General features: G+C 67.9%; 14 protein-coding genes. 9 read left to right on the plus strand and 5 right to left on the minus strand.

Annotation, left to right across the window (positions count from 1 at the left end; all coding sequences use genetic code 11):
* Positions 1–55: 55 nt before the first annotated feature.
* The 5 genes from C8D03_RS05460 to C8D03_RS05480 all read right to left on the minus strand — a co-directional run bounded on the left by C8D03_RS05460 (position 56) and on the right by C8D03_RS05480 (position 6,243).
* Positions 56–1,069, minus strand: a complete 1,014-nt coding sequence (locus C8D03_RS05460; protein WP_108045352.1) for a helix-turn-helix domain-containing protein — start codon at positions 1,067–1,069, stop codon at positions 56–58.
* A 184-nt stretch (positions 1,070–1,253) separates the two neighbouring features.
* Positions 1,254–1,478 (minus strand): hypothetical protein, encoded by a 225-nt coding sequence (locus C8D03_RS05465; RefSeq protein ID WP_108045353.1) that lies wholly within the window; start codon positions 1,476–1,478, stop codon positions 1,254–1,256.
* Positions 1,479–1,524: 46 nt separating this feature from the next.
* Positions 1,525–3,363, minus strand: coding sequence for an SLC13 family permease (locus C8D03_RS05470; RefSeq protein WP_108045354.1), 1,839 nt, complete (start codon positions 3,361–3,363; stop codon positions 1,525–1,527).
* A 56-nt stretch (positions 3,364–3,419) separates the two neighbouring features.
* Positions 3,420–4,631, minus strand: a complete 1,212-nt coding sequence (locus tag C8D03_RS05475; RefSeq protein ID WP_108045355.1) for a M20/M25/M40 family metallo-hydrolase — start codon at positions 4,629–4,631, stop codon at positions 3,420–3,422.
* 61 nt (positions 4,632–4,692) lie between these two features.
* Positions 4,693–6,243 (minus strand): AbgT family transporter, encoded by a 1,551-nt coding sequence (locus C8D03_RS05480; protein ID WP_108045356.1) that lies wholly within the window; start codon positions 6,241–6,243, stop codon positions 4,693–4,695.
* Between the two features lie 429 nt (positions 6,244–6,672).
* Between C8D03_RS05480 and C8D03_RS05485 the strand changes: the two genes are divergently transcribed.
* The 9 genes from C8D03_RS05485 (at position 6,673) to C8D03_RS05525 (ending at position 19,449) form a co-directional block, all read left to right on the plus strand.
* Entirely contained in the window at positions 6,673–7,818 is a 1,146-nt protein-coding gene (locus tag C8D03_RS05485) for an alpha/beta hydrolase (RefSeq protein ID WP_108045357.1), read from the plus strand.
* A 164-nt stretch (positions 7,819–7,982) separates the two neighbouring features.
* Complete coding sequence (locus C8D03_RS05490; RefSeq protein WP_108045358.1) at positions 7,983–9,173, plus strand: helix-turn-helix transcriptional regulator; 1,191 nt, start codon at positions 7,983–7,985, stop codon at positions 9,171–9,173.
* Positions 9,174–9,373: 200 nt separating this feature from the next.
* Complete coding sequence (locus C8D03_RS05495) at positions 9,374–10,483, plus strand: efflux RND transporter periplasmic adaptor subunit (RefSeq protein ID WP_210203893.1); 1,110 nt, start codon at positions 9,374–9,376, stop codon at positions 10,481–10,483.
* Entirely contained in the window at positions 10,480–13,605 is a 3,126-nt protein-coding gene (locus C8D03_RS05500; protein WP_108045359.1) for an efflux RND transporter permease subunit, read from the plus strand. Before C8D03_RS05495 ends, C8D03_RS05500 begins: the two co-directional genes overlap by 4 nt.
* Complete coding sequence (locus tag C8D03_RS05505; RefSeq protein WP_108045360.1) at positions 13,602–14,789, plus strand: efflux RND transporter periplasmic adaptor subunit; 1,188 nt, start codon at positions 13,602–13,604, stop codon at positions 14,787–14,789. Before C8D03_RS05500 ends, C8D03_RS05505 begins: the two co-directional genes overlap by 4 nt.
* A 63-nt stretch (positions 14,790–14,852) precedes the next feature.
* Entirely contained in the window at positions 14,853–15,371 is a 519-nt protein-coding gene (locus C8D03_RS05510; protein WP_108045361.1) for a DUF1269 domain-containing protein, read from the plus strand.
* Positions 15,368–17,107, plus strand: a complete 1,740-nt coding sequence (locus C8D03_RS05515; RefSeq protein ID WP_108045362.1) for a hypothetical protein — start codon at positions 15,368–15,370, stop codon at positions 17,105–17,107. Before C8D03_RS05510 ends, C8D03_RS05515 begins: the two co-directional genes overlap by 4 nt.
* Positions 17,108–17,141: 34 nt before the next feature.
* Positions 17,142–18,209: a patatin-like phospholipase family protein gene (locus C8D03_RS05520; protein WP_108045363.1), complete on the plus strand. Its 1,068-nt coding sequence runs from the start codon at positions 17,142–17,144 to the stop codon at positions 18,207–18,209.
* 184 nt (positions 18,210–18,393) lie between these two features.
* A complete protein-coding gene (locus C8D03_RS05525) occupies positions 18,394–19,449 on the plus strand; it encodes an AI-2E family transporter (RefSeq protein WP_108045364.1) in 1,056 nt (351 codons plus the stop codon).
* Positions 19,450–19,451: the final 2 nt, after the last annotated feature.

The following is a 19,451-nucleotide window of genomic DNA, read 5'->3' on the forward strand; positions in this document are numbered from 1 at the left end:
GGCATGCCCTCGACCACTTCCTGGACGGGCCATGCTCGTGGGGCGGGAGCGTTGCTCAGAACCGCAGCAGGCACTCCCGCAGGGTCGAGGGCGTCTCCGAACGCAGTTCCTCGGGCCTGATGCGAAGCGTCAGCCCGGCAGCCGCCGCCGCACGCACGTCGCGGGGGTTCAGGCCGAATTCCTGCTTGAAGGCCCGGCTGAAGCTCGACGCGTCCTCGAAGCAGAGGGCATCGGCGATGACGTTGATGCTGGCACCATTCGAAGCGTCGGAGAGGTCCGCATAGCCGCGCAGCAGACGCCGATGGCGGATATAGCGAGCAACGCCGCCATCGTCGTGGAAGAGACGATAGAGCTGCGTGCGCGACATGCCGACCTCGGAGCACAGGCGCGTGGCGTCGAGACCGGGATCGCGCAGGTTGCGGTCGATGAACTGCCGCACCCTCTCACGCCGCGTCAGGTTTATCTGGCTGGTGGCGACGTCCAGGCGATCGGAGGATGGCCCCGTACAGGCGAGCACCATGGCCCGGACCGCATTGGTGAGCCGCGGCATATCGGCGGGTGCCAGTTCGACGAAGCTGCGCTCGAGGAGCCCGATATAATCGCCGAGCAACCGGCCGAGCGGCGTGTCGAGCGCCTGCGCCTGGGCCGCATCGAGAAGCGGGGCGAGTTCGCGGAAGCTGTCGCGCGGCAGATAAAGCTGCAACCGCTCGTCATGGGACCTCTGGCTGACGAGTTCGCGCCCGAGCGAGGCCACATAGGGCACGGAGGCCGGCACATCCAGCGTGACGCCGGCCCCGCCCGAGCCGATCGTCCGGCTGCCGCCGAGCGTGATCACCCAATGGTCGATCGGGTTCGAACGCAGCAGCGCCGTGTCTCGCATCGCGGTCAGGGCTGGAGCCTTGACGTGGCTGAGGCCGAATTCGTCGAGCGTCCAGACGACGCTGCTGGCAGCGAAGCCGGTCTCGCCCTCCGCCAGCGCGACGTTGAACACGCCTTCGAACCAGCCCTGCCACGCATCGAACTGTTCCCGGATCGGAAGATCGTTCGTGGTGAAACGGACTGGAATCATAATGCCACCGGCTGCACTGGGTGCCGCACGGTAACACGCCAAACCGTCGCGTTGATACAACAGAGACAAAACGCAACGCAAAACCGCCCGCGCCGCGAGACGCGGAACGATCTTGTGTCGTTCAATCCTTTATCCGCACCATTTCAGCCTTTCGGCCGGAACAGGTGCTTGGCCGTCCGACTCTTCAGCGGCGGCAAACCTGGACCCGGCGGGTCTGCCAACGGCCGCGATGGTCGCGGAAACGCCGCGTCTCCCACCAGCAGCGGCGGCGATGATGCCATTGCGCCTGCTCGACGCCATTCTCGGTGCTGAGGCCCGGCGCAGAGCCGACGGGAGCAGCCGCGGCGTCGCCGGTCGACAAGGCCGCCAAGCCCAGCCCGGCGGCGAGGACGAATGCACGAACCCACATCTTTCGTTTTCCTTCCCTGGAACGGGGCGAGCCGTCGGGCCGCCGTTCAGAAGCGCCAGATCAGCGGCACGATGAAGACCGCGACGATGAAGAACCAGATCAGCAGCGGCAGCCCGAGCTTCCAGTAGTCGCTGAAAGCGTAGCCACCCGGCCCCATCACCATGAGGTTGGTCGGGGTCGCGATCGGGGTCAGGAAGGAGGCCGCAGCCGCAACCGCCGTGCTCATCAGCACCGGGCGCGGCGAGATACCCATGGAAGCCGCAGCGGCGACACCGATCGGAATGACGATCAGCGCGGTGGCCGTGTTGCTGATGAGCTGGCCCATCACCGCCGTCAGCACGAAGAGGCCGGCGAGCAGCGCCATCGGACCCGCATCGCCCACCATGGTGACAAGACGATCGGCCAGCATCTTCGCCGCGCCGGTCTCGATCATCGCAGTCGAGAGCGGCATCATCGCACCGACCAGGATGACGGTGGTCCAGCCGATCGCGCGGTAGGATTGCTCGACGGTCATGATGCCGCACAGGATGATCGCGCCGGCCGCCAGCAGCCCTGCCACGGCAGAGGGCACGACGCCGGTCGCCAGCAGCAGCACCATCGCGAAGAGGATGATGACGGCCTGCTTGGCACCCGGCCCCATCGGCACGGCCTGGCGGCGGACGAGGTCAGGCGAGCTGACGACAAGCACGTCGGGATCGTCGAGATGGGTGTCGAGCGCCTTCCAGGTGCCCTGCAGAAGCATGGTGTCGCCGGCCTGCAGGACGATGCCACCGGCATCCGTCGTCGCATTGGCGGCCGCGATCTCGGCGCCCGAGCGCTGCACGGCCAGCACAATCAGATCGCCGCTCTGCGTGACCATGCCCGGAAACACGCTCTGCCCGATCAGGCCCGAACGCGGAGGGATGACGACCTCGGCGAGGCCGGAGCGGCGGTTGAACAGCGTCTCCTCGCCCTCACCGGCAGCGGCGCTCTCATCGCGGAAGGCAAGATGCAGCGCCGCCGCGAAATTGGCCGCGGCCTCGGCCTCGCCGCGCAGGAGGATATGGTCGCCCTCGGCGATCGTGCCGCGGCGCAGCGGCCCCGCGCTTTCGCCCTCCTGGAGGGCGACGAACTGAAGGCCCGGATAGGCCGAAAGATCGATGACCGAGGCCGGCTGGCCGACATAGGGACAGGTGACGCGGACGCGGAGCTGATAGACGCCGCTGGCGAGGCCGTACTGCTCGACCAGCGTCTTGGCATGGCGGCTGAAATCGGTCGGCATCGTCGCGCCGTTGCGTTGCGGCAGAAGCTTCTCGCCGAACAGCACGATGATCGCCATCGTCCCGGCGAGCAGCGGGATGCCCGCCAGCGCGAACTCGAAGAACCCGAAGCCCTGAACGCCGGCATCGATGCCGGCCTCCGACACCAGCACGTTCACCGGGGTGCCGGTCAAAGCGAGCATGGAGCCGGCATGGCCCGCGAAGACGAGCGGCATGAGCAATTGCGAAGAATTGCGCCTGAGGCGGACCGCGATGACGACGACCACCGGCAGCAGGGCCGCGACAGCCCCGTTCAGGCTGATCAGCGCGACCAGCAGCGCAACGAGGCCCATCATCAGAAGCAGGAGCCGCGACCGGCTTTCCTCGCCCGCCCCCTTGATCAGGAGCTGGCCTGCCCAGGCGGTGACGCCCGTGACCTCGAGACCGGAGCTGACGACGAACAGGGACGCGATGAAGATGACCGCCGGATCGCCGAAGCCGCTCAGGGCCTGCGGCAGGGTCAGAACGCCCGTCGCCCAGAGCGCCAGCGACGTCCCGATCGCGACGAGCACGACCGGAACCTTGTTCGTGACGAACAGAACGACAGCAACGGCGATGATGAGGCCGGTGTAGGCTATGGGACTCACTCGTCAGCTCCTCGTCTGGCGCCGTTCGGCCGCCTTTCGCCCCGGTCGAGGGGGCTTCAGTCTTCGAGCGTCGCCATCAGGATGCCAAGTCGGCAACCCTTTTCGTATTCGTCGAGCTTGACGAATTCCTTGATCGTGTGGATTTCGGCCTGGCCCGCCCCGATCGTGATCGTCGGAACGCCGGCCTTGTCAAGCCAGTTGGCATCGAGCCCGCCATTGGAGAACAGGTAGGTCGGCTCGATGCCGAGCAGCCCGAGCGCCTTGGTGGCGCGCTTCACCACTTGGGTATCCTGGCCGAGTTCGAAGGGCGGGTAAGCGGCCGCGCGACGGAAGGTGACCTCCGCCGTATCACCTTCATGGTCGGTCACAGCGGCCTTGGCCTTGGCGAAAGCCGCCTCGTAGCCATCGACGATCTTGGTGGCGAAGCTCAGCTCGGGGCTGCGCGCCTCGCCCTTGAGGAAGGCATAGTCGGTGACGACGTTGGTCGCGTCACCGGCGGGCTTGCCGCCCTTGCCGCCGAAGATGCCGATATTGCTGGTGCCGAATTCCTTGCCCTTGACGACTTTGCCGAACCAGCCGGCTGTCTTGGCCTCGGCCAGACCGATCGCGCCGACGAGCGTCGCCGAGATGCCCTTGTCCGGCGCGACGCCGGCATGCGAGGCGCGGCCCTTGATCTCGACTTCCCAGTTCTCCTGCCCGACCGCACCGACGATCAGTTCGGAGGCGAGCTGGCCGTCGACATTGATGCACATCACCGGGCCGTTGAGATCGGCCGGATTGAGCTCGCGGGCGCCATGCAGGCCGCTCTCCTCGCGCACCGTGAAGAGCAGCGTGATCGGCGGATGGGGCAGCTTGTTCTTGAGCAGCGTCTCGGCCAGCACGACCAGCAGGGCGACGCCGGTGCGGGCGTCGCCGCCGAGCGCCGTCGTGCCATCGGAGACGATGCGATCCCCCTCGCGCTTCGGCTTGGCGCCGGCGCAGAGCGGGACGGTGTCGAGATGGGTCGAGAACATCAGGCGCGGACCGGGCTTGGTACCGGGCAGGTCGACGATCAGGTTGCCGGTCTGGGTCGGCAACGGAATGCGCTTGTTGGCGTCGTCGAAGCGGATCGCCGAGGCCGGCACGCCGATCTTCTTCAGAGCCTCGCTGACGGCGGCGGCGATCGCGGCTTCCTCGCCGGTGACGCCCTCGACCGAGAGAAAGTTCATCAGGTGATCGATCGCCGACTCGACGTCGAGCGGAACATTGGCAGTGCTCATGGCATCCATCCAAGATTGGGCCTGCCTGAAACGGCTAGGCCTGGCTTGTGTTCAGGGTTGGCGCGGCCGTTCACAGCCCCCAGGGCAGGCCGAGCATCTTCCAGACCGCGAAGAGCGCGGTCCACAGCACGAACATCCACATGACATAGGGCAGCATCAGCGAGACGATGGTCCCGACGCCGGCGTTGCGGTCGTATTTCTGGGCGAAACCGACCACGAGCGCGAAATAGGCGTTCAGCGGGGTGATCGCGTTCATCGGGGAATCGCCGACGCGATAGGCCGCCAGCACAGCTTCCGGCTCGACGCCGAGCTTCATCAGCAGCGGCACGAAGACGGGCGCGAAGATCGCCCATTTCGCGATCGCGCCGGTCAGCAAGAGATCGATGATCGCGACGACGACGATGAAGCCGAGCAGCAGCGGCAATGCACCGATATTCGCCGATTGCAGGATGCCCGACAGGCTGAGCGCCATCACGGTGCCCATGTTGGTGTAGGTGAAATAGGCGACGAACTGGCTGAGCACGAAGAACAGGAAGATCGTGCCGCCGAGATTCTTGATCGATTTCTCGATCGCCGCGATCACCTCGGTCAGCGTCCTGAGCGTGCCGGCGCCGATGCCGTAGCACCAGCCGGTGGTCAGGAACATCAGCATGATCAGCGCGATCAGCCCGTTCATGAAAGGCGAATTGCCGATCAGCTCGCCTGTGGTCGGATTGCGCAGCGGCGCCCAGGACGGAACCGTGAGCACGAGGAAGACGGCGACGAGGCCGAGCAGCCCCAGGCCGGCGAAACGCAGGCCGCGCGATTCCTGCTCCGAGAGTTCCGCGCCCTGCTCCGTCGTCGTGCCCTCGGCCGCAAGCTTCGGATCATAGGCGCCGAGGCGAGGCTCGATCATCCGGTCCGAAATGAAGGCGATGATCACCGTCAGGAACGCCACGGACGCGATCGAGAACCACAGGTTCGAGGCGAGGCCGATCGAGCGGTTGGGATCGACGAGATGGGCGGCATCGTTGGTGAATTCGACCAGTACCGCATCGAGCGGCTTGATCAGCATGTTGACCGTGAAGGCGCCCGCCACGGCGGCGAAGCCGAGCGCGAGGCCGGCCAGCGGATTGCGGCCGACAGCGAGATAGGCGATGCCGGCCAGCGGAATCAGCACGAGATAGCCGGCATCCGCCGCGATGCTGGCGAGGATGCCGACGAAGGCGAGGATGTAGGTGAGCGCCCAGGGCGGCGAGACGATGACGAGCTTGCGGATCAGCGCCGTGACCAGCCCCGATTCCTCGGCGACACCGGCGCCGATCATCGCGACGATCATCAACCCGACCGCTGTGAAGCTCATGAAGTTCGGGATCAGCGACGAGTAGATGAAGCGGATGCCCTCGATATTGAGCAGGCTTCGGATTGCGGTCGTCGCGGTCTCGACCTTGTGGGTGTCGGCATTGATCCGCTCGAAGGTGACAGCCGCGCCGAACAGGCTGAGCACGGCCGAGAGCACGATCACGATGCCAATCAGGATCAGGAAGATCACGACCGGGTGGGGCACCATGTTGCCGACCTTCTCGACACCGTCGAGAAAGCGCTGCATCGCGGTCTTGGGTGCGGTGCTTTCGGTGGACATTTCGGCTTCCTCTCCTCGGACCAGGACAGTGTCTGGCGCGGAAACGGCCCCGCCGCCCGGCGAAGCGCCCGGCGGAGACATTTTGGGAACCTTAGTTCGCCGCGCGCTGAGAACATCGGCACAGAATCCCAAAGCTTGGGCCGGCTGTCCCAAAATTGACGGCCCTGCGGCACCGGGACAACACCCGGATGGCGCTCTGTCCGGCCCTGCCGTCGCACATTCCGCGCCGAGCGGACGTCTCGCCTTGCTGCAGGCGCGGCGGTTCACTATCCTGCGCCTATCGTCGAAGGGGCCCCGATCGGGCCGTCCCTTTCGGGAAGACTTCGGAGCTAAGCTGATGCGCGCCTATCCATGCGGCAGGGCCCAGCCTACCGGCCGTGCCGTCGGGCGACGGCCGGCTGGTCAACTGCGCCTTCGGACGGCCTGAGCATGGCGCGCGCATGGGGCGCATCGCGCACGGGCGTCGTGGTGGGGCTGGCGCTGGCCTTGTCGGCCTGCGCCTCGACACCGAGCGGCCTGCTGCAGGCCGTCGCGACGGTGCCGGGGACGGACAAGGTCGACATGCTGACCGCGACGACGCGCGCATCCTCGACGGAGCCCGGCGTCCTCTACAATGGCGAGCGCGGACGAGGCGTCTCGTTCAGCAACATCGTCGTCTCGCTTCCGCCGGGCAGGGAGGCCGGCACGATCCAGCTGCCGCGCGCCGCCCCCGGCAACCCGGCCACGGACTTCACCGTCAGTTCCGCGACCTCGCTGAGGCGAACCGACCTGCCGCGCTGGTTCGCGTCGGCCGGCGGACGCAAGCGCCGCGCCTTCATCTTCGTCCACGGCTTCAACACGCCGTTCGACCGCGCCGTGTTCCGTTTCGCCCAGCTCGCTCATGATTCGGATGCCAATGCGGCGCCGATCCTGTTCTCTTGGCCGTCGCGCGGGCACCTGCTCGACTACCGGCTGGATCTCGACAATGCATCGTATTCGCGCAGCGACCTCGCCGATGTGCTGTCGATGGCGGCGAGCAGCCCCGCCGTCGGCGAGGTCGTCATCCTGGCGCATTCCATGGGCGGGTGGCTCGCGGTCGAGGCGCTGAAGCAGGTCGCTCTCAAGCAGGGCGGCATCCCGCGCAAGATCAGCAACCTGATCCTCGCCTCGCCAGATCTCGATGTCGGCGTCTTCCGGCGGCAGGTCGAGGATATGGGCCCGCGGCGCCCGCAAATCACGATCTTCGCCTCGCAGAACGACCGGGCGCTGCAGCTCTCCCAGTTCCTCGCCCGGGGCGCGACACGGCTGGGAGCGATCGATCTCTCCCGCGAGGAATACCAGGACCAGCTCGGCGGCCTTTCAGGGATCACCGTCGTCGACATGAGCGCGATCCGCGCCGGAGACCGGATCAACCACGACACCTACGCCTCCAGCCCGGAAATCGTCCGGCTGATCGGCGACAGGCTGATCGAGGGGCAGGTGATCACCGATTCCGACGTGACGGGCACGGCGACCGCCGTGGAGACGCTCGGCTCGGCGGCGGGCCTGCTGATCACCGCACCGATCCGCGTCTTCGACGCTGCCACCACGAGATAGGAGACGTTCCTCTGCGGCAGACAGGGCCGCTCATCCATCGAACCGGATCATTTTCAGCGACTTGAATTATCCCGACACATCGACAGCCGATTATCTTTTTCAGGAAGCTGCGGCAGCTTCGGCGTATTGATCTTCCGTCGCACAAGCCGACTCTGGAGGCCATCATGGCAGCTCGCGCGAACGCCAGTTCACAGCCCTCGCCAGGACCTTTTCTCGTCGCCGCCACGGTTGGCCAGGGCATGCCCGGGGACCGGATCGGCGAATGGATCTCCGCCGACGCCTGCACGGTCGCCCTGCTCCCCGTGCCCAGGGCCGCGCCGGAGTGCCAGGAGGCCCTATCGGAATGGCTGTTCGGCGACCTCGTCTTGACCCGCAACCTGCGGCGCTCGGGGCAGCCCGGGCTCTGGCCCCAGCAGGCGTGGCGTTACCGGGGCCGGGGTTGCGTCGTCCTGCTGCGCCTCGACCAGGAGGGCTCGGCCTCGACGCTGGTGGTGTCGCCCCATGGCAACCTCGATCTGCCCGCTCTCGCATGGCCGCCGGCCCCTCCCGGCCAGGATGGCGAGATCCTGACGCTGTTCCTGCCGACGACCGGCCGCGAGGACAGGGAACCGGACGAGACGGCCTTGATGCGGCAACTCGACATCGCGGCTGGCCCCGGCGCGCTTCTCGCCGATTTCATGCGGCAGCTCGCGAGGCAGCTCGCCCGGATTCCCGACGATCAGGCGAGCCTGCTCGCGGCCGCGACGCGTGCGCTGGTGACGGCCTGCTGCACCGTGGCGACGACCAGACGCCTCGCGCCGGTGCCGCCGCCCGTCGCCTGCGGCATGGTCGAGCGAATGCGCCTCGTCGTGCAGCGGAACATGGGCTCGCCCGATTTCGGGCCGCCGCAGCTCGCCCGCCTGCTGGCGATGTCGCGCTCCAAGCTCTACCGCCTGCTCGACCGCGACGGCGGCGTCGCCCATTTCATCAACCGCGAGAGGCTGGCACAGGCCTGGCGCGATCTGGCCAATCCGGGCGAAGCGGTCTCGGTCCATGCCATCGCCAGCCAGGTCGGCTTCCGCGACCATTCGACCTTCAGCCGGGCTTTTCGCCGGGAATTCGGGTGCAGCCCGACGGAGGCGCGCGAGCGCGCGCTTCTGGCCGTGCCCCAGAGCCTGGCACCGACCCTGCCCCACCCTGCAGCGCAGGGGAACGCCGCGATCACCGCGCTGGACCCGGCGCGCGCGCTTCCCCTGCAGAAGCGGGCTGTGCTCGGCCTCTCGGCGCTTCGCGCGCAGAGCGTGGCGCCTCTCCCGGGCGCCGAGCGTGAGGCCGCGCCGGAGAATGGGATGAACAGCCCAGATTTGGGATTCTGAGCTGATCCGGCCCCGGAGCTGTGTTGCTAATTTTCCGGGCGCCGCCTGAAAGATTGGCGCGATGACGCGTGTCCGGCGCGCCAGGTCAAGCTGGCTCCGTTTTGTGGCGGCCACAGGAAAATCGCGATGCGGGCGAACAACTTATGCTGAATTCAACATGCCATGACGGGTCAGCGGGCCGAAACAGCGGCAAGCGCGGCATGAGCAGCAAGGCGGCCCTCGTCCCGATGCGCCTTCGCCTGGCGAGCTGCCTGACGCTTGCAATGATGGCCGCAGGCGGCTGCCAGCGCGAGGCCGAGAAGGCGCCGGCGGCGCCGATCAGGACGGTCCGGACGACCACCGTCGAGGCCCCGCGCCAGATCGGCGATCTCGGCTTCGCCGGCCATGTCGAGGCTCAGGACCAGGCCTCGCTCTCCTTCCGCATCGGAGGGCGCCTGGCGGAGCGCCTCGTCGGCGTCGGTGCGACGGTGGCCGAGGGCGACGTCGTCGCGCGGCTGGATCCCGAGAACGAACTCAACGATCTGCGCGCGGCCCGTGCGGCGCTGACCGCCGCCGAAGGCGTGCTGCGCAAAGCCGAGAACCAGCATCAGCGGCAGGAGCATCTGCTCGCGCGCAATGTCACCACCCAGGCCGATTTCGAGGCCGCCGAGCAGGGCCGCGTCGCGGCGCGGGCGCAGGTCGAGGCGGCGCAGGCCCGAGTCAGGACCGCCGAGGACATCGTCACCTTCACGACGCTGAAGGCCGATGCGCCGGGCATCGTGACCAGGGTCGGGGCCGAACCGGCGGAGGTCGTCGCGGCCGGGCGCATGATCGTCCAGCTCGCCCGGCGGGACGGGCGCGACGCCGTCTTCGAGCTGCCGGCCGAGACGATCCGCGCCATTCCCGCCGACGCCAACATCTATGTCTCGCTCTCCAGCGACCCGTCTGCGAGCGTGCGCGGCCATGTCCGCGAGGTCGCGCCGCAGGCCGACCCGGTGACGCGCACCTTCCGGGTGCGCGTGGGGCTGGCCGATCCGCCGCCCTCCTTCCGGCTCGGCACGGCGGTCTCCGGCGCCATCCGCGGCGGCGAGGCGTCGGGCATCGCGATCCCGGCGACAGCGCTGGCGAAGCGCGGACAGGACACCGGCGTCTGGGTCGTCGACCCCGCCGCCATGACCGTGTCGCTACGCAAGCTCGAGCTCTTGTCGCGCGATCCCGCCACCGCTCTGGTCGGCAAGGGGCTGGCACTGGGCGACATCGTCGTCACCGCCGGCGCCAATCTCCTGAAGGAAGGGCAGCGCGTGCGCCTGTCCGGGACCGAGGCACGATGAGTTTCAACCTTTCCGAATGGGCCCTGAAGAGCCGCTCGGTCGTGATCTATCTCATGATCGTGGCGGTCGCGGCCGGCATCTTCGCCTTCGTCAAGCTCGGTCGCAACGAGGACCCGGCCTTCGTCATCAAATCGATGGTGGTCGTGGCCGCCTGGCCCGGCGCGACCATGGAGGACACGCTCAGCCAGGTCACGGAGCGGCTGGAGCGCCAGATCGAGGAAACGCCGGGTCTCGATTTCGTGCGCAGCTTCACGACGCCGGGCCGGACGACGATCTTCGTCAACCTGAAACAGTCGGTGCCCGCTCGCGACGTTCAGGAAACCTGGTTCAAGGTCCGCAACCTGGTCGCCGACGTCCGTCACACCTTGCCTGTCGGCACGCAGGGGCCGTTCTTCAACGACCGTTTCGGCGACACCTTCGGCATCATCTACGGCTTCACCGCCGACGGCTTCACCGGCCGCGAACTGCGCGACCATGTCGAGGCCGCCCGCTCGCGGCTGCTGCTCGTGCCCGACGTCTCCAAGATCGAGATCATCGGCGCGCAGGACGAGCGCATCTTCATCGAGTTCTCGGTGCGCGAACTGGCCAATCTCGGCATCGACCGCACTGCCCTGCTCGGCGCGCTGCAGAGCCAGAACGTCGTGCGGCCGGCCGGCGTCGTCCAGACGCAGGACGAGAAATTCTCGCTGCGGGTGTCGGGCGCCTTCCAGTCCGAGGCCGACCTGCTCAACGTCAATTTCCCGGTCGGCGACCGCATGGTCCGGCTCGCCGACATCGCGACGGTGCGGCGCGGCTTCGCCGACCCGCCGCAGCCAATGTTCCGCGTCAACGGACAGGAGGCTATCGGGCTCGGCATCGCGATGCGCGACGGCGGCGACATTCTGGCCCTCGGCGCCAACATCAAGTCCGCCATGGCCAAGATCACGGCGGATCTGCCGGTTGGCATCGAGCCGCGGCTGGTCGCGGACCAGTCGGTCACGGTCGACGAGGCGATCGACGACTTCATGAGCTCGCTCTGGCAGTCGGTCGCGATCATCCTCGTGGTCAGCTTCATCAGTCTCGGCGTGCGGCCCGGCCTCGTCGTGGCGCTGTCGATCCCGCTGACGCTCGCCGTCGTCTTCGCCGTGATGAACGTCATCGGCATCGACATGCAGCGCATCTCGCTCGGCGCGCTCATCATCGCGCTGGCGCTGCTCGTCGACGACGCCATGACGACGACCGATGCGATGGTGACGCGGCTCGCCGCCGGCGACGAGAAAGCCAAGGCCGCGACCTTCGCCTTCGAGAAATATGCGGTGGCGATGTTCGCCGGCACGCTGGTGACCATCGCCGGCTTCGTGCCGATCGGCTTCGCGGCCAGCTCGGCCGGCGAATACACCTTCTCGCTGTTCGCTGTGGTGAGCATCGCGCTCGTCGTCTCCTGGTTCGTGGCGGTGATCTTCGCGCCCGTGCTCGGCATGGCGCTGCTCAAGGCGCCGAAGCCCTCCGGCAAGCCGGCCGGGCCGGGACGTGTGGAGAAGGGCTTCCGCACGATGCTGTCCGGCGCGATCCGGGTACGCTGGCTGACCATTGCGGCGACGCTCGCACTGTTTGCGGCCTCGATCCTCGCCTTGCCGCTGGTGCCACGGCAGTTCTTCCCGGCCTCCGACCGGACCGAGCTGCTGGTCGACATGACGCTGCCGCAAAACGCCTCGATCTATGCCAGCGAAGGGCTGGTGAAGCGCTTCGACGCGGCGCTGAAGGACGATCCAGACGTCGCGCGCTGGAGCACCTATGTCGGGCGCGGCGCGATCCGCTTCTATCTGCCGCTCAACGCGCAACTGCCAAACGACTTCTTCAACCAGGCGGTGATCGTCGCCAAGGACGTCGCCGCCCGCGACCGGCTGCAGAAGAAGCTGGAGGCCCGGCTCGCCACCGAATTCCCCAACCTGATCGCGCGGGTCTATCCGCTCGAACTCGGCCCGCCGGTCGGCTGGCCGGTGCAGTATCGCGTCACCGGCCCCGACATCGCGGAGGTCCGCACCATCGCGATGAAGCTGGCCCAGGTCGTCGCCGCGAACCCGAACACCGACCAGGTCAATTTCGACTGGATCGAGCCCTCGCGCGAATTGCGGCTGCGCGTCGACCAGGACGAAGCGCGCCGGCTGGGCCTCAGTTCGGCGGCGCTCGCCGGCATCGTCAACACTGTGGTCTCGGGCACGGTCGTGACTCAGTTGCGCGACGACATCTATCTCGTCGACGTCGTCGTCCGCGCCCAGGGCGCGGACCGCATCTCGCTCGATACGCTGCGCACGATGCAGGTCGCGCTGCCCGGCGGCCGTTCGGTGCCGCTCTCGCAGTTCGTCACCTTTAGCTACGATCTCGACGCGCCGCTGATCTGGCGCCGCGATCGGGTGCCGACGCTGACGGTCGCCTCCGACATCAAGCCGGGGGTGCTGCCGGAAACGGTCGTCACCGCCCTGGCCCCCGGCATCGAGGCACTGCGCAAGACGCTGCCGCCCTCCTACGACATCGCCACCGGCGGCACGGTCGAGGAGAGCGCCAAATCCCAGGCCTCGGTCATCGCGGTCGTGCCGGTGATGCTGCTGATCATGTTCACCGTGCTGATGGCGGAGCTGCGCGGCTTCAAGCTCTTCGCGATCGTGATCAGCATCGCACCGCTGGGCATGATCGGCGTCGTCAGCGCGCTGCTGCTCTCGGGCAAGCCGCTCGGCTTCGTCGCCCTGCTCGGCGTGCTGGCGCTGATCGGTATCATCACCAAAAACGCGGTGATCCTGATCGGCCAGATCGAATCGGAGCGGGCAGCCGGCAAGAGCATCACGGAGGCTGCGCTTGACGCCGCCTCGACGCGCTTCCGGCCGATCATGCTGACGGCGGTCTCGACCGTGCTCGGCATGATCCCGATCGCGCCGACCGTGTTCTGGGGCCCGATGGCCTTCGCGATCATGGGCGGCCTCCTGGTCGCGACCGTACTGACTCTGATCCTGCTGCCGGTGCTCTACGTCACGGTGTTCGGTGGCGCATCGCCTGCCGCCGGCAAGACCAAGCCCCCGACAGGAGGCAACGGCCAGCCGCCGGGCAAGGGCAAGACCTCTCGAACCGCGGGAGCGGCTGCACGATGACCCACCGTCCCGTCCACACCACGACGCCGCAGCGTCCTTGCCCGTCCCGCCTCGTGACAGGCCACTCGCAGCGGAACCGATCCCTGCTCGGGCTGGCGCTCCTGCTCGCGCTCACGGCCTGCGACCGCGCCGAGAAAGCCGCGACGACCGCCGGCCGCCCGGTGCAGGTGGTCAAGATCGAGGCGAGCAGCCTCGCCGGCGGCGTCGATCTCAGCGGCGAGATTCAGGCCGAGAAGACCGTGTCGCTCGCGTTCCGTATCGCCGGGCGCATCACCGACCGCCCGGTCAATGTCGGGGACCGCGTCGCGCCCGGGCAGATCATCGCCCGGCTCGACCGCACGATCGAGAGCAATGCCGTCACGGCCGCCCGTGCCGCGCTGGAGGCCGCGCGCGGCGAGGTCGTGACCGCGCGCAACACCTTCGAGCGGCAGGAACGCCTGATGGGCCAGGGTTTCACCACCCGCCCACGCTTCGACCTTGCCCTGAAGGCGCAGGAGACGGCCCAGGCCGCGCTCGAAAACGCCGAGGCGCAGCTCGAACTCGCCCAGGACCGGCTTGGCTTCACCGATCTGCGCGCCAATGTCGCCGGCGTGGTAACGGTGCGCAGCGCCGAGCCCGGCGAGGTAGTCCAGCCCGGCCAGACGATCGTCCAGATCGCCCGCGAGGATGGCCGCGACGCCGTCTTCAACGTGCCGGCCCGACTTCTGGAAGCGAAGGCCGGCGACTACATCGTCCGCGTCGCGCTGGCCGATGCCCCCGGCGTCAGCGCCATCGGGCGGATTCGCGAGATTTCGCCGCAGGCCGATCCGGTGACACGAACCTTCCAGGTCAGGGTCGGGTTGCTGGATTCGCCGGAGGCGATGCGGCTGGGCTCGACGGTGGTGGGCTCGATCGAGACTGCGTCCGCCGTGATCATGTCGATCCCCGCGACGGCCCTGACTCAGTCGGGCACCTCGCCTGCGGTCTGGATCGTCGACCCCGCCAAGTCGACCGTCAGCCTGCGGCCGATCGACATCCTGCGCTTCGACCCCGACCACGTCATCGTCTCGCAGGGCCTCGCTCCCGGCGAGACGATCGTCTCGGGCGGCGTCCAGGCGCTTCATCCCGGCCAGCGCGTGGCACCGCTACCACCGGCAGCGGGCGGGCGCACAGCAGCCGCCACCACCGCCAGGACTCCGGGCTGAGCGGAACGCGAGCCGAGCGCGGCCCGTGAAGACAGCCAAGATTTCAACCAAAGGATCTGAACCATGAGCGATCTGGTCTTCATCGCATTCCCGACGGAGCAAAAGGCCGAGGAGGTTCGCCAGAAAATTCTCGCGATGCAGCGCGAATATCTGATCGAGCTCGGCGACGCGGTCGTCGTGGTCAAGGACAATGCCGGGCATATCAAACTCAACCAGCTGATCAACCTGACCACGACCGGCGCGGCCTCCGGGGCACTCTGGGGCACGCTGATCGGCTTCATCTTCATGGCACCGCTGCTGGGCACGGCGCTCGGCGCGGCTTCGGGCGCGCTCGGCGGCAAGCTGACCGATGTCGGCATCAACGACCAGTTCATGAAGGACACCGCCGCCGCGCTCCAGCCGAACACGGCCGGGCTCTTCCTGCTCATCCGCAAGATGACGACGGACAAGGTTCTGGCCGATCTGCGCGGCAGCGGCGGCACCCTGATGAGCACCTCCTTCGACGAGACCAAGGAAGCGGCGCTGCGCGAAGCGCTGGCAGCCGTGGCGCCCAGCGAGACGGCTGCACCGGCCGCGACATGACCGGCGCGGGGGCAGGCGGGCCCGTGGCGGAGCGGGCCCAATGGGCCCTCGCGACGGCACGGCTCGACGATTTCCAGCCGCTGCTTCCAGCGGAGGAGGAGGTCGTCGCCCGGCTGCTCAGCGGCACCTATGACCGCCTCGGCGACGGCTCGCGGCCCGAGGCGCCCGATCCGAGCCGCGTGATCCGCGCCTCCTTCCTGCGCTTCCTGATGCTCGGAGGCCAGGAGGGATGCAGGCCGCATGAGAAGGGTGTCCGGATCACCGGAGCCTGGATCAGCGAGACGCTCGATCTCGAGGCCTGCTACGTCTTCCGTGACATCGGCCTGATCGACTGCCATTTCGAGGCGACGCCAATCCTGCGCGCCGCGATCATCAACCGGCTGTTCCTGGACGGCTCGTCGCTGCCCGGCCTGGAAGCCGAGCGCCTGGAGGCGCGTGGTGGCGTCTATCTGCGCGGGGCGCAGGTCCAGGGGGAGATCAACATCGCCCAGTCCCGCCTCGGCGGAAATCTCGAATGCGACGGCGCGACGATCCGCGTGCCAAGCGGCCACGCGATCGATGCGGGGGCGATCGAACTGCGCAACCTGCTGGTGCGGGGCGCGACGCTGCGCGGCGGCATCAGCGTCGCCGGTGCCCGGATCTCGGCCGATCTCGATTGCGCGGGCGCGGTCATCGAGGGGGCAGAAAGCCTCGCCATCGACGCCACCGAAACCGAGAACGGCGGCAGCGTCGTGCTCCGCAAGGCCCGGCTCGACGGCGAGACCAGGCTGGTCGCGGCGGTGATCGGCGGAGACCTCGACGTCAGCGGCGCGACGCTGACGCATCGCGGCGCGATGGCGCTCGATCTTAGCCGCGCCCAGATCAAGGGGGCGTTCTTCCTGCGCGGGGAAGCCAGCGTGAGCGGGACGCTGTCCATGACCGGCGCCTCGATCGGCACCATCCATGACGAGGCAGCCTGCTGGCCCGCACCCGGCGACCTCCTGCTGAACCGCTGCCGCTATGGTGCCTTCATCGCGGCCCCAGTCGATGCGGCCAGCCGGCTCGACTGGCTGTCCCGGCAAAGCCCCTCGCGCTGGGGCGAGGATTTCTGGCCGCAGCCCTATGAACAGCTCGCCGCCGTCTTCCGCGAGATGGGCCATCACGAGGACGCGCGCAGCGTCCTGATCGTCAAGGAGAAGCTGCAACGGCGCGCGCGCCGGGCACGGGCGCGCAACCCGCTCTGGCGCGCTTTGCTCAGGCTGAACGACAATTTCCTGGCCGTGACGGTGGTCTATGGGCGGCAGCCGCTGCTGGCCTTCCTCTGGCTGATCCTGTTCTGGGTGACCGGCGTCGGCGTCTTCGGCGTGGCGGAAGCCGGCGGCGCCTTCAAGCCCAACAGCGCCGTCGTGCTGCGCTCGCCCGAATGGACCCTATGCGGCCTGCCGGCTTCCGAGCAGCGGTTGATCGGTGCACCACCGCAACCGATGAGCGGGCGCGCGGCGCCCGGCCAGACGCAGCTCGACTGCTACCGCGAACAGGGGGAAGCCTCGAGCTACCCGGCCTTCAACCCGTGGTTCTATTCGCTGGACACATTGCTGCCGGTGCTCGACCTCGGGCAGAAATCCTTCTGGCGGCCCGATCCGATCGGGCGCGGCGGCAGGGTCGCGATCAATTACTTCTATTTCCAGGCCATCGTCGGCTGGGCGCTCAGCCTGCTGGCGGTCGCCGGTTTCTCGGGCCTGGTGAAATCGCCATGATGGCACCGGCATGCAGCACTGTGGGGGGTGAGAGTTGAGCAAGGCTCCGAAGGCACAAGACGGCGCGGCACGGCCTGCGCGCAGCGACGGTCGCACGCCGCTGATCATCGATCTGGCGCTCCAGGGCGGCGGCGCGCATGGAGCCTTCACCTGGGGCGTGCTCGACCGCATCCTCGAGGAGGACTGGCTGACGATCGAGGCGATCTCGGGCACCTCGGCCGGCGCGATGAACGCCGCCGTGCTGGCCTCGGGCTTCGCCAAGGGCGGGCGCGAGGGTGCAAGGCAGGCGCTGGAAGCGTTCTGGCGCAAGACCTCCGAGGCGGCGCGATTCAGCCCGTTCCAGCGCAGCCCGCTCGACGTCCTGCTCGGCCGCTGGACGCTCGACAATTCGCCGCTCTTCGTCGCGATGGACATGATGTCCCGCGTGGTCTCGCCCTACAGCCTGCCGGGCGGTGCGAACCCGCTGGACGACATCCTGGCGGAGGTGATCGATTTCGAGGCGCTGGCGGCGGGGCCGATCAAGCTCTTCGTCACCGCCACCAATGTCCGCACCGGGCGCGGGCGCGTCTTCCGCAATGCCGAGATCACGCCGCAGGTGCTGCTGGCCTCGGCCTGCCTGCCGACCCTGTTCCAGGCGATCGAGATCGACGGCGACAGCTATTGGGACGGCGGCTATTCGGGCAATCCGACGATGACCCCGCTGATCCGCGAAAGCAACGCGCTCGACACCATCCTGGTCCAGATCAATCCGGTCGAGCGGCCGGGCACGCCGACGACGGCGCGCGATATCCTCAACCGGCTGAACGAGGTCTCGTTCAACGGCGTGCTGCTGAAGGAACTGAGGATGATGGCGATGCTGCGCAACGGCGCCAATCCGAAGGATGGCGAGGGCGCGCGATGGGCCGGGATGCGCATCCACCGCATCACCAGCGACAGGATGGCCGAGCTCGGCTACTCGTCCAAGCTCAATGCCGAATGGGAGTTCCTGACGATGCTGCGGGCCGAGGGCCGGCAATCGGCGGAAGCCTTCTACCGGGCGCACAAGGACGAACTCGGCAAGCGCTCGACGCTCGACCTCGACGAGTTGACCGAGGGCGTCTGAGCGCGTGGGTCTATCCATCCGCGCCGGTCGTCCCGGACGTAGCGAAGCGGAGATCCGGGATCCATTCCAGAGCACTTGCCGGAGAGGTTCCGGAATGGATCCCGGGTCTCCCTGCGGTCGCCCGGGATGACGGCGCATATTTTGAATCCAGGCTCGACATGAGCAGGAATCGACGGGAACAGAAATGAAGAGCGGCACGATTCATCAAGGCGCACAGGTGCTGATCGCGATCATCCTGGCGGTCGCGGCGCTGTCGGTCGCGAGTTCGGTCTTCGCGCCGGTCGCCTTCGCGCTGTTCATCATCGCGCTGGTCTGGCCGCTGCAGCGCTGCCTGCAGGGCTTCCTGCCACGCATGCTGGCGCTGGCGATCAGCATCGTGGTGATGGTGCTCGCCTTCTTCGCCTTCGGCTCGCTGATCGTCTGGGCTTTCGGCCGGGTCGGGCGCTGGATCGTCAGCGACGCCGCGCGCTTCCAGCAGTTCTACGACCAGGCGACGGTCTGGCTCGAAGGGCACGGCATCGCCGTGACCGGACTGTGGGCCGAGAACTTCAACGTCGCCTGGATGCTGCGAACGGCACAGACCGTGACGGGGCGTCTCAACACCACGATGAGCTTCTGGCTGGTAGTGCTGGTCTATGTCATCCTCGGCCTGCTCGAGGTCGACGATTTCGGCCGCAAGCTGAAGGGCATGCGCAACCGCCTGGTCGGCGACGTCCTGCTCGGCGGCAGCACGCAGACCGCCGCCAAGCTGCATCGCTACATGCTGGTGCGCACTGCGATGAGCCTGATCACGGGCGTCCTCGTCTGGGGCTTCGCCACGGTGGTCGGCCTGCCGCTGGCGGCGGAATGGGGCTTCATCGCCTTCTCGCTCAACTATATCCCGTTCCTCGGGCCGCTGGTCGCGACCGTCTTCCCGACCCTGTTCGCGATGACGCAGTTCGGTTCCTGGCAGGCGGTGGTCTCCGTCTTCGCCTGCCTGAACCTGATCCAGTTCGTCGTCGGCAGCTATATCGAGCCGCGCGTGGCCGGCAGCGCGCTGTCGATGTCGCCGACGCTGGTGCTGTTCTCGGTGTTCTTCTGGAGCTATCTCTGGGGCGTGTTCGGCGCCTTCATCGGCGTGCCGATCACCATCGCGCTGCTGACGTTCTGCTCCCAGCACCCGTCGAGCCTGTGGGTGGCTGAGCTGTTCGGCTCCCCCTCGCGCGTGCCGCGCCCGGCGAACGACGTGGTCAGGGCGTGAAG

Source organism: Bosea sp. 124 (assembly GCF_003046175.1).
In the GTDB taxonomy this organism is placed as follows: domain Bacteria; phylum Pseudomonadota; class Alphaproteobacteria; order Rhizobiales; family Beijerinckiaceae; genus Allobosea.

Coding starts and splice junctions, on each gene's coding strand:
- C8D03_RS05460 (WP_108045352.1), bottom strand. CDS start 1,069: ATGATTCCAGTCCGTTTCACCACGAACGATCTTCCGATCCGGGAACAG.
- C8D03_RS05515 (WP_108045362.1), top strand. CDS start 15,368: ATGACCGGCGCGGGGGCAGGCGGGCCCGTGGCGGAGCGGGCCCAATGG.
- C8D03_RS05485 (WP_108045357.1), top strand. CDS start 6,673: ATGGCGCGCGCATGGGGCGCATCGCGCACGGGCGTCGTGGTGGGGCTG.
- C8D03_RS05480 (WP_108045356.1), bottom strand. CDS start 6,243: ATGTCCACCGAAAGCACCGCACCCAAGACCGCGATGCAGCGCTTTCTC.
- C8D03_RS05475 (WP_108045355.1), bottom strand. CDS start 4,631: ATGGATGCCATGAGCACTGCCAATGTTCCGCTCGACGTCGAGTCGGCG.
- C8D03_RS05465 (WP_108045353.1), bottom strand. CDS start 1,478: ATGTGGGTTCGTGCATTCGTCCTCGCCGCCGGGCTGGGCTTGGCGGCC.
- C8D03_RS05505 (WP_108045360.1), top strand. CDS start 13,602: ATGACCCACCGTCCCGTCCACACCACGACGCCGCAGCGTCCTTGCCCG.
- C8D03_RS05495 (WP_210203893.1), top strand. CDS start 9,374: ATGAGCAGCAAGGCGGCCCTCGTCCCGATGCGCCTTCGCCTGGCGAGC.
- C8D03_RS05525 (WP_108045364.1), top strand. CDS start 18,394: ATGAAGAGCGGCACGATTCATCAAGGCGCACAGGTGCTGATCGCGATC.
- C8D03_RS05490 (WP_108045358.1), top strand. CDS start 7,983: ATGGCAGCTCGCGCGAACGCCAGTTCACAGCCCTCGCCAGGACCTTTT.
- C8D03_RS05510 (WP_108045361.1), top strand. CDS start 14,853: ATGAGCGATCTGGTCTTCATCGCATTCCCGACGGAGCAAAAGGCCGAG.
- C8D03_RS05500 (WP_108045359.1), top strand. CDS start 10,480: ATGAGTTTCAACCTTTCCGAATGGGCCCTGAAGAGCCGCTCGGTCGTG.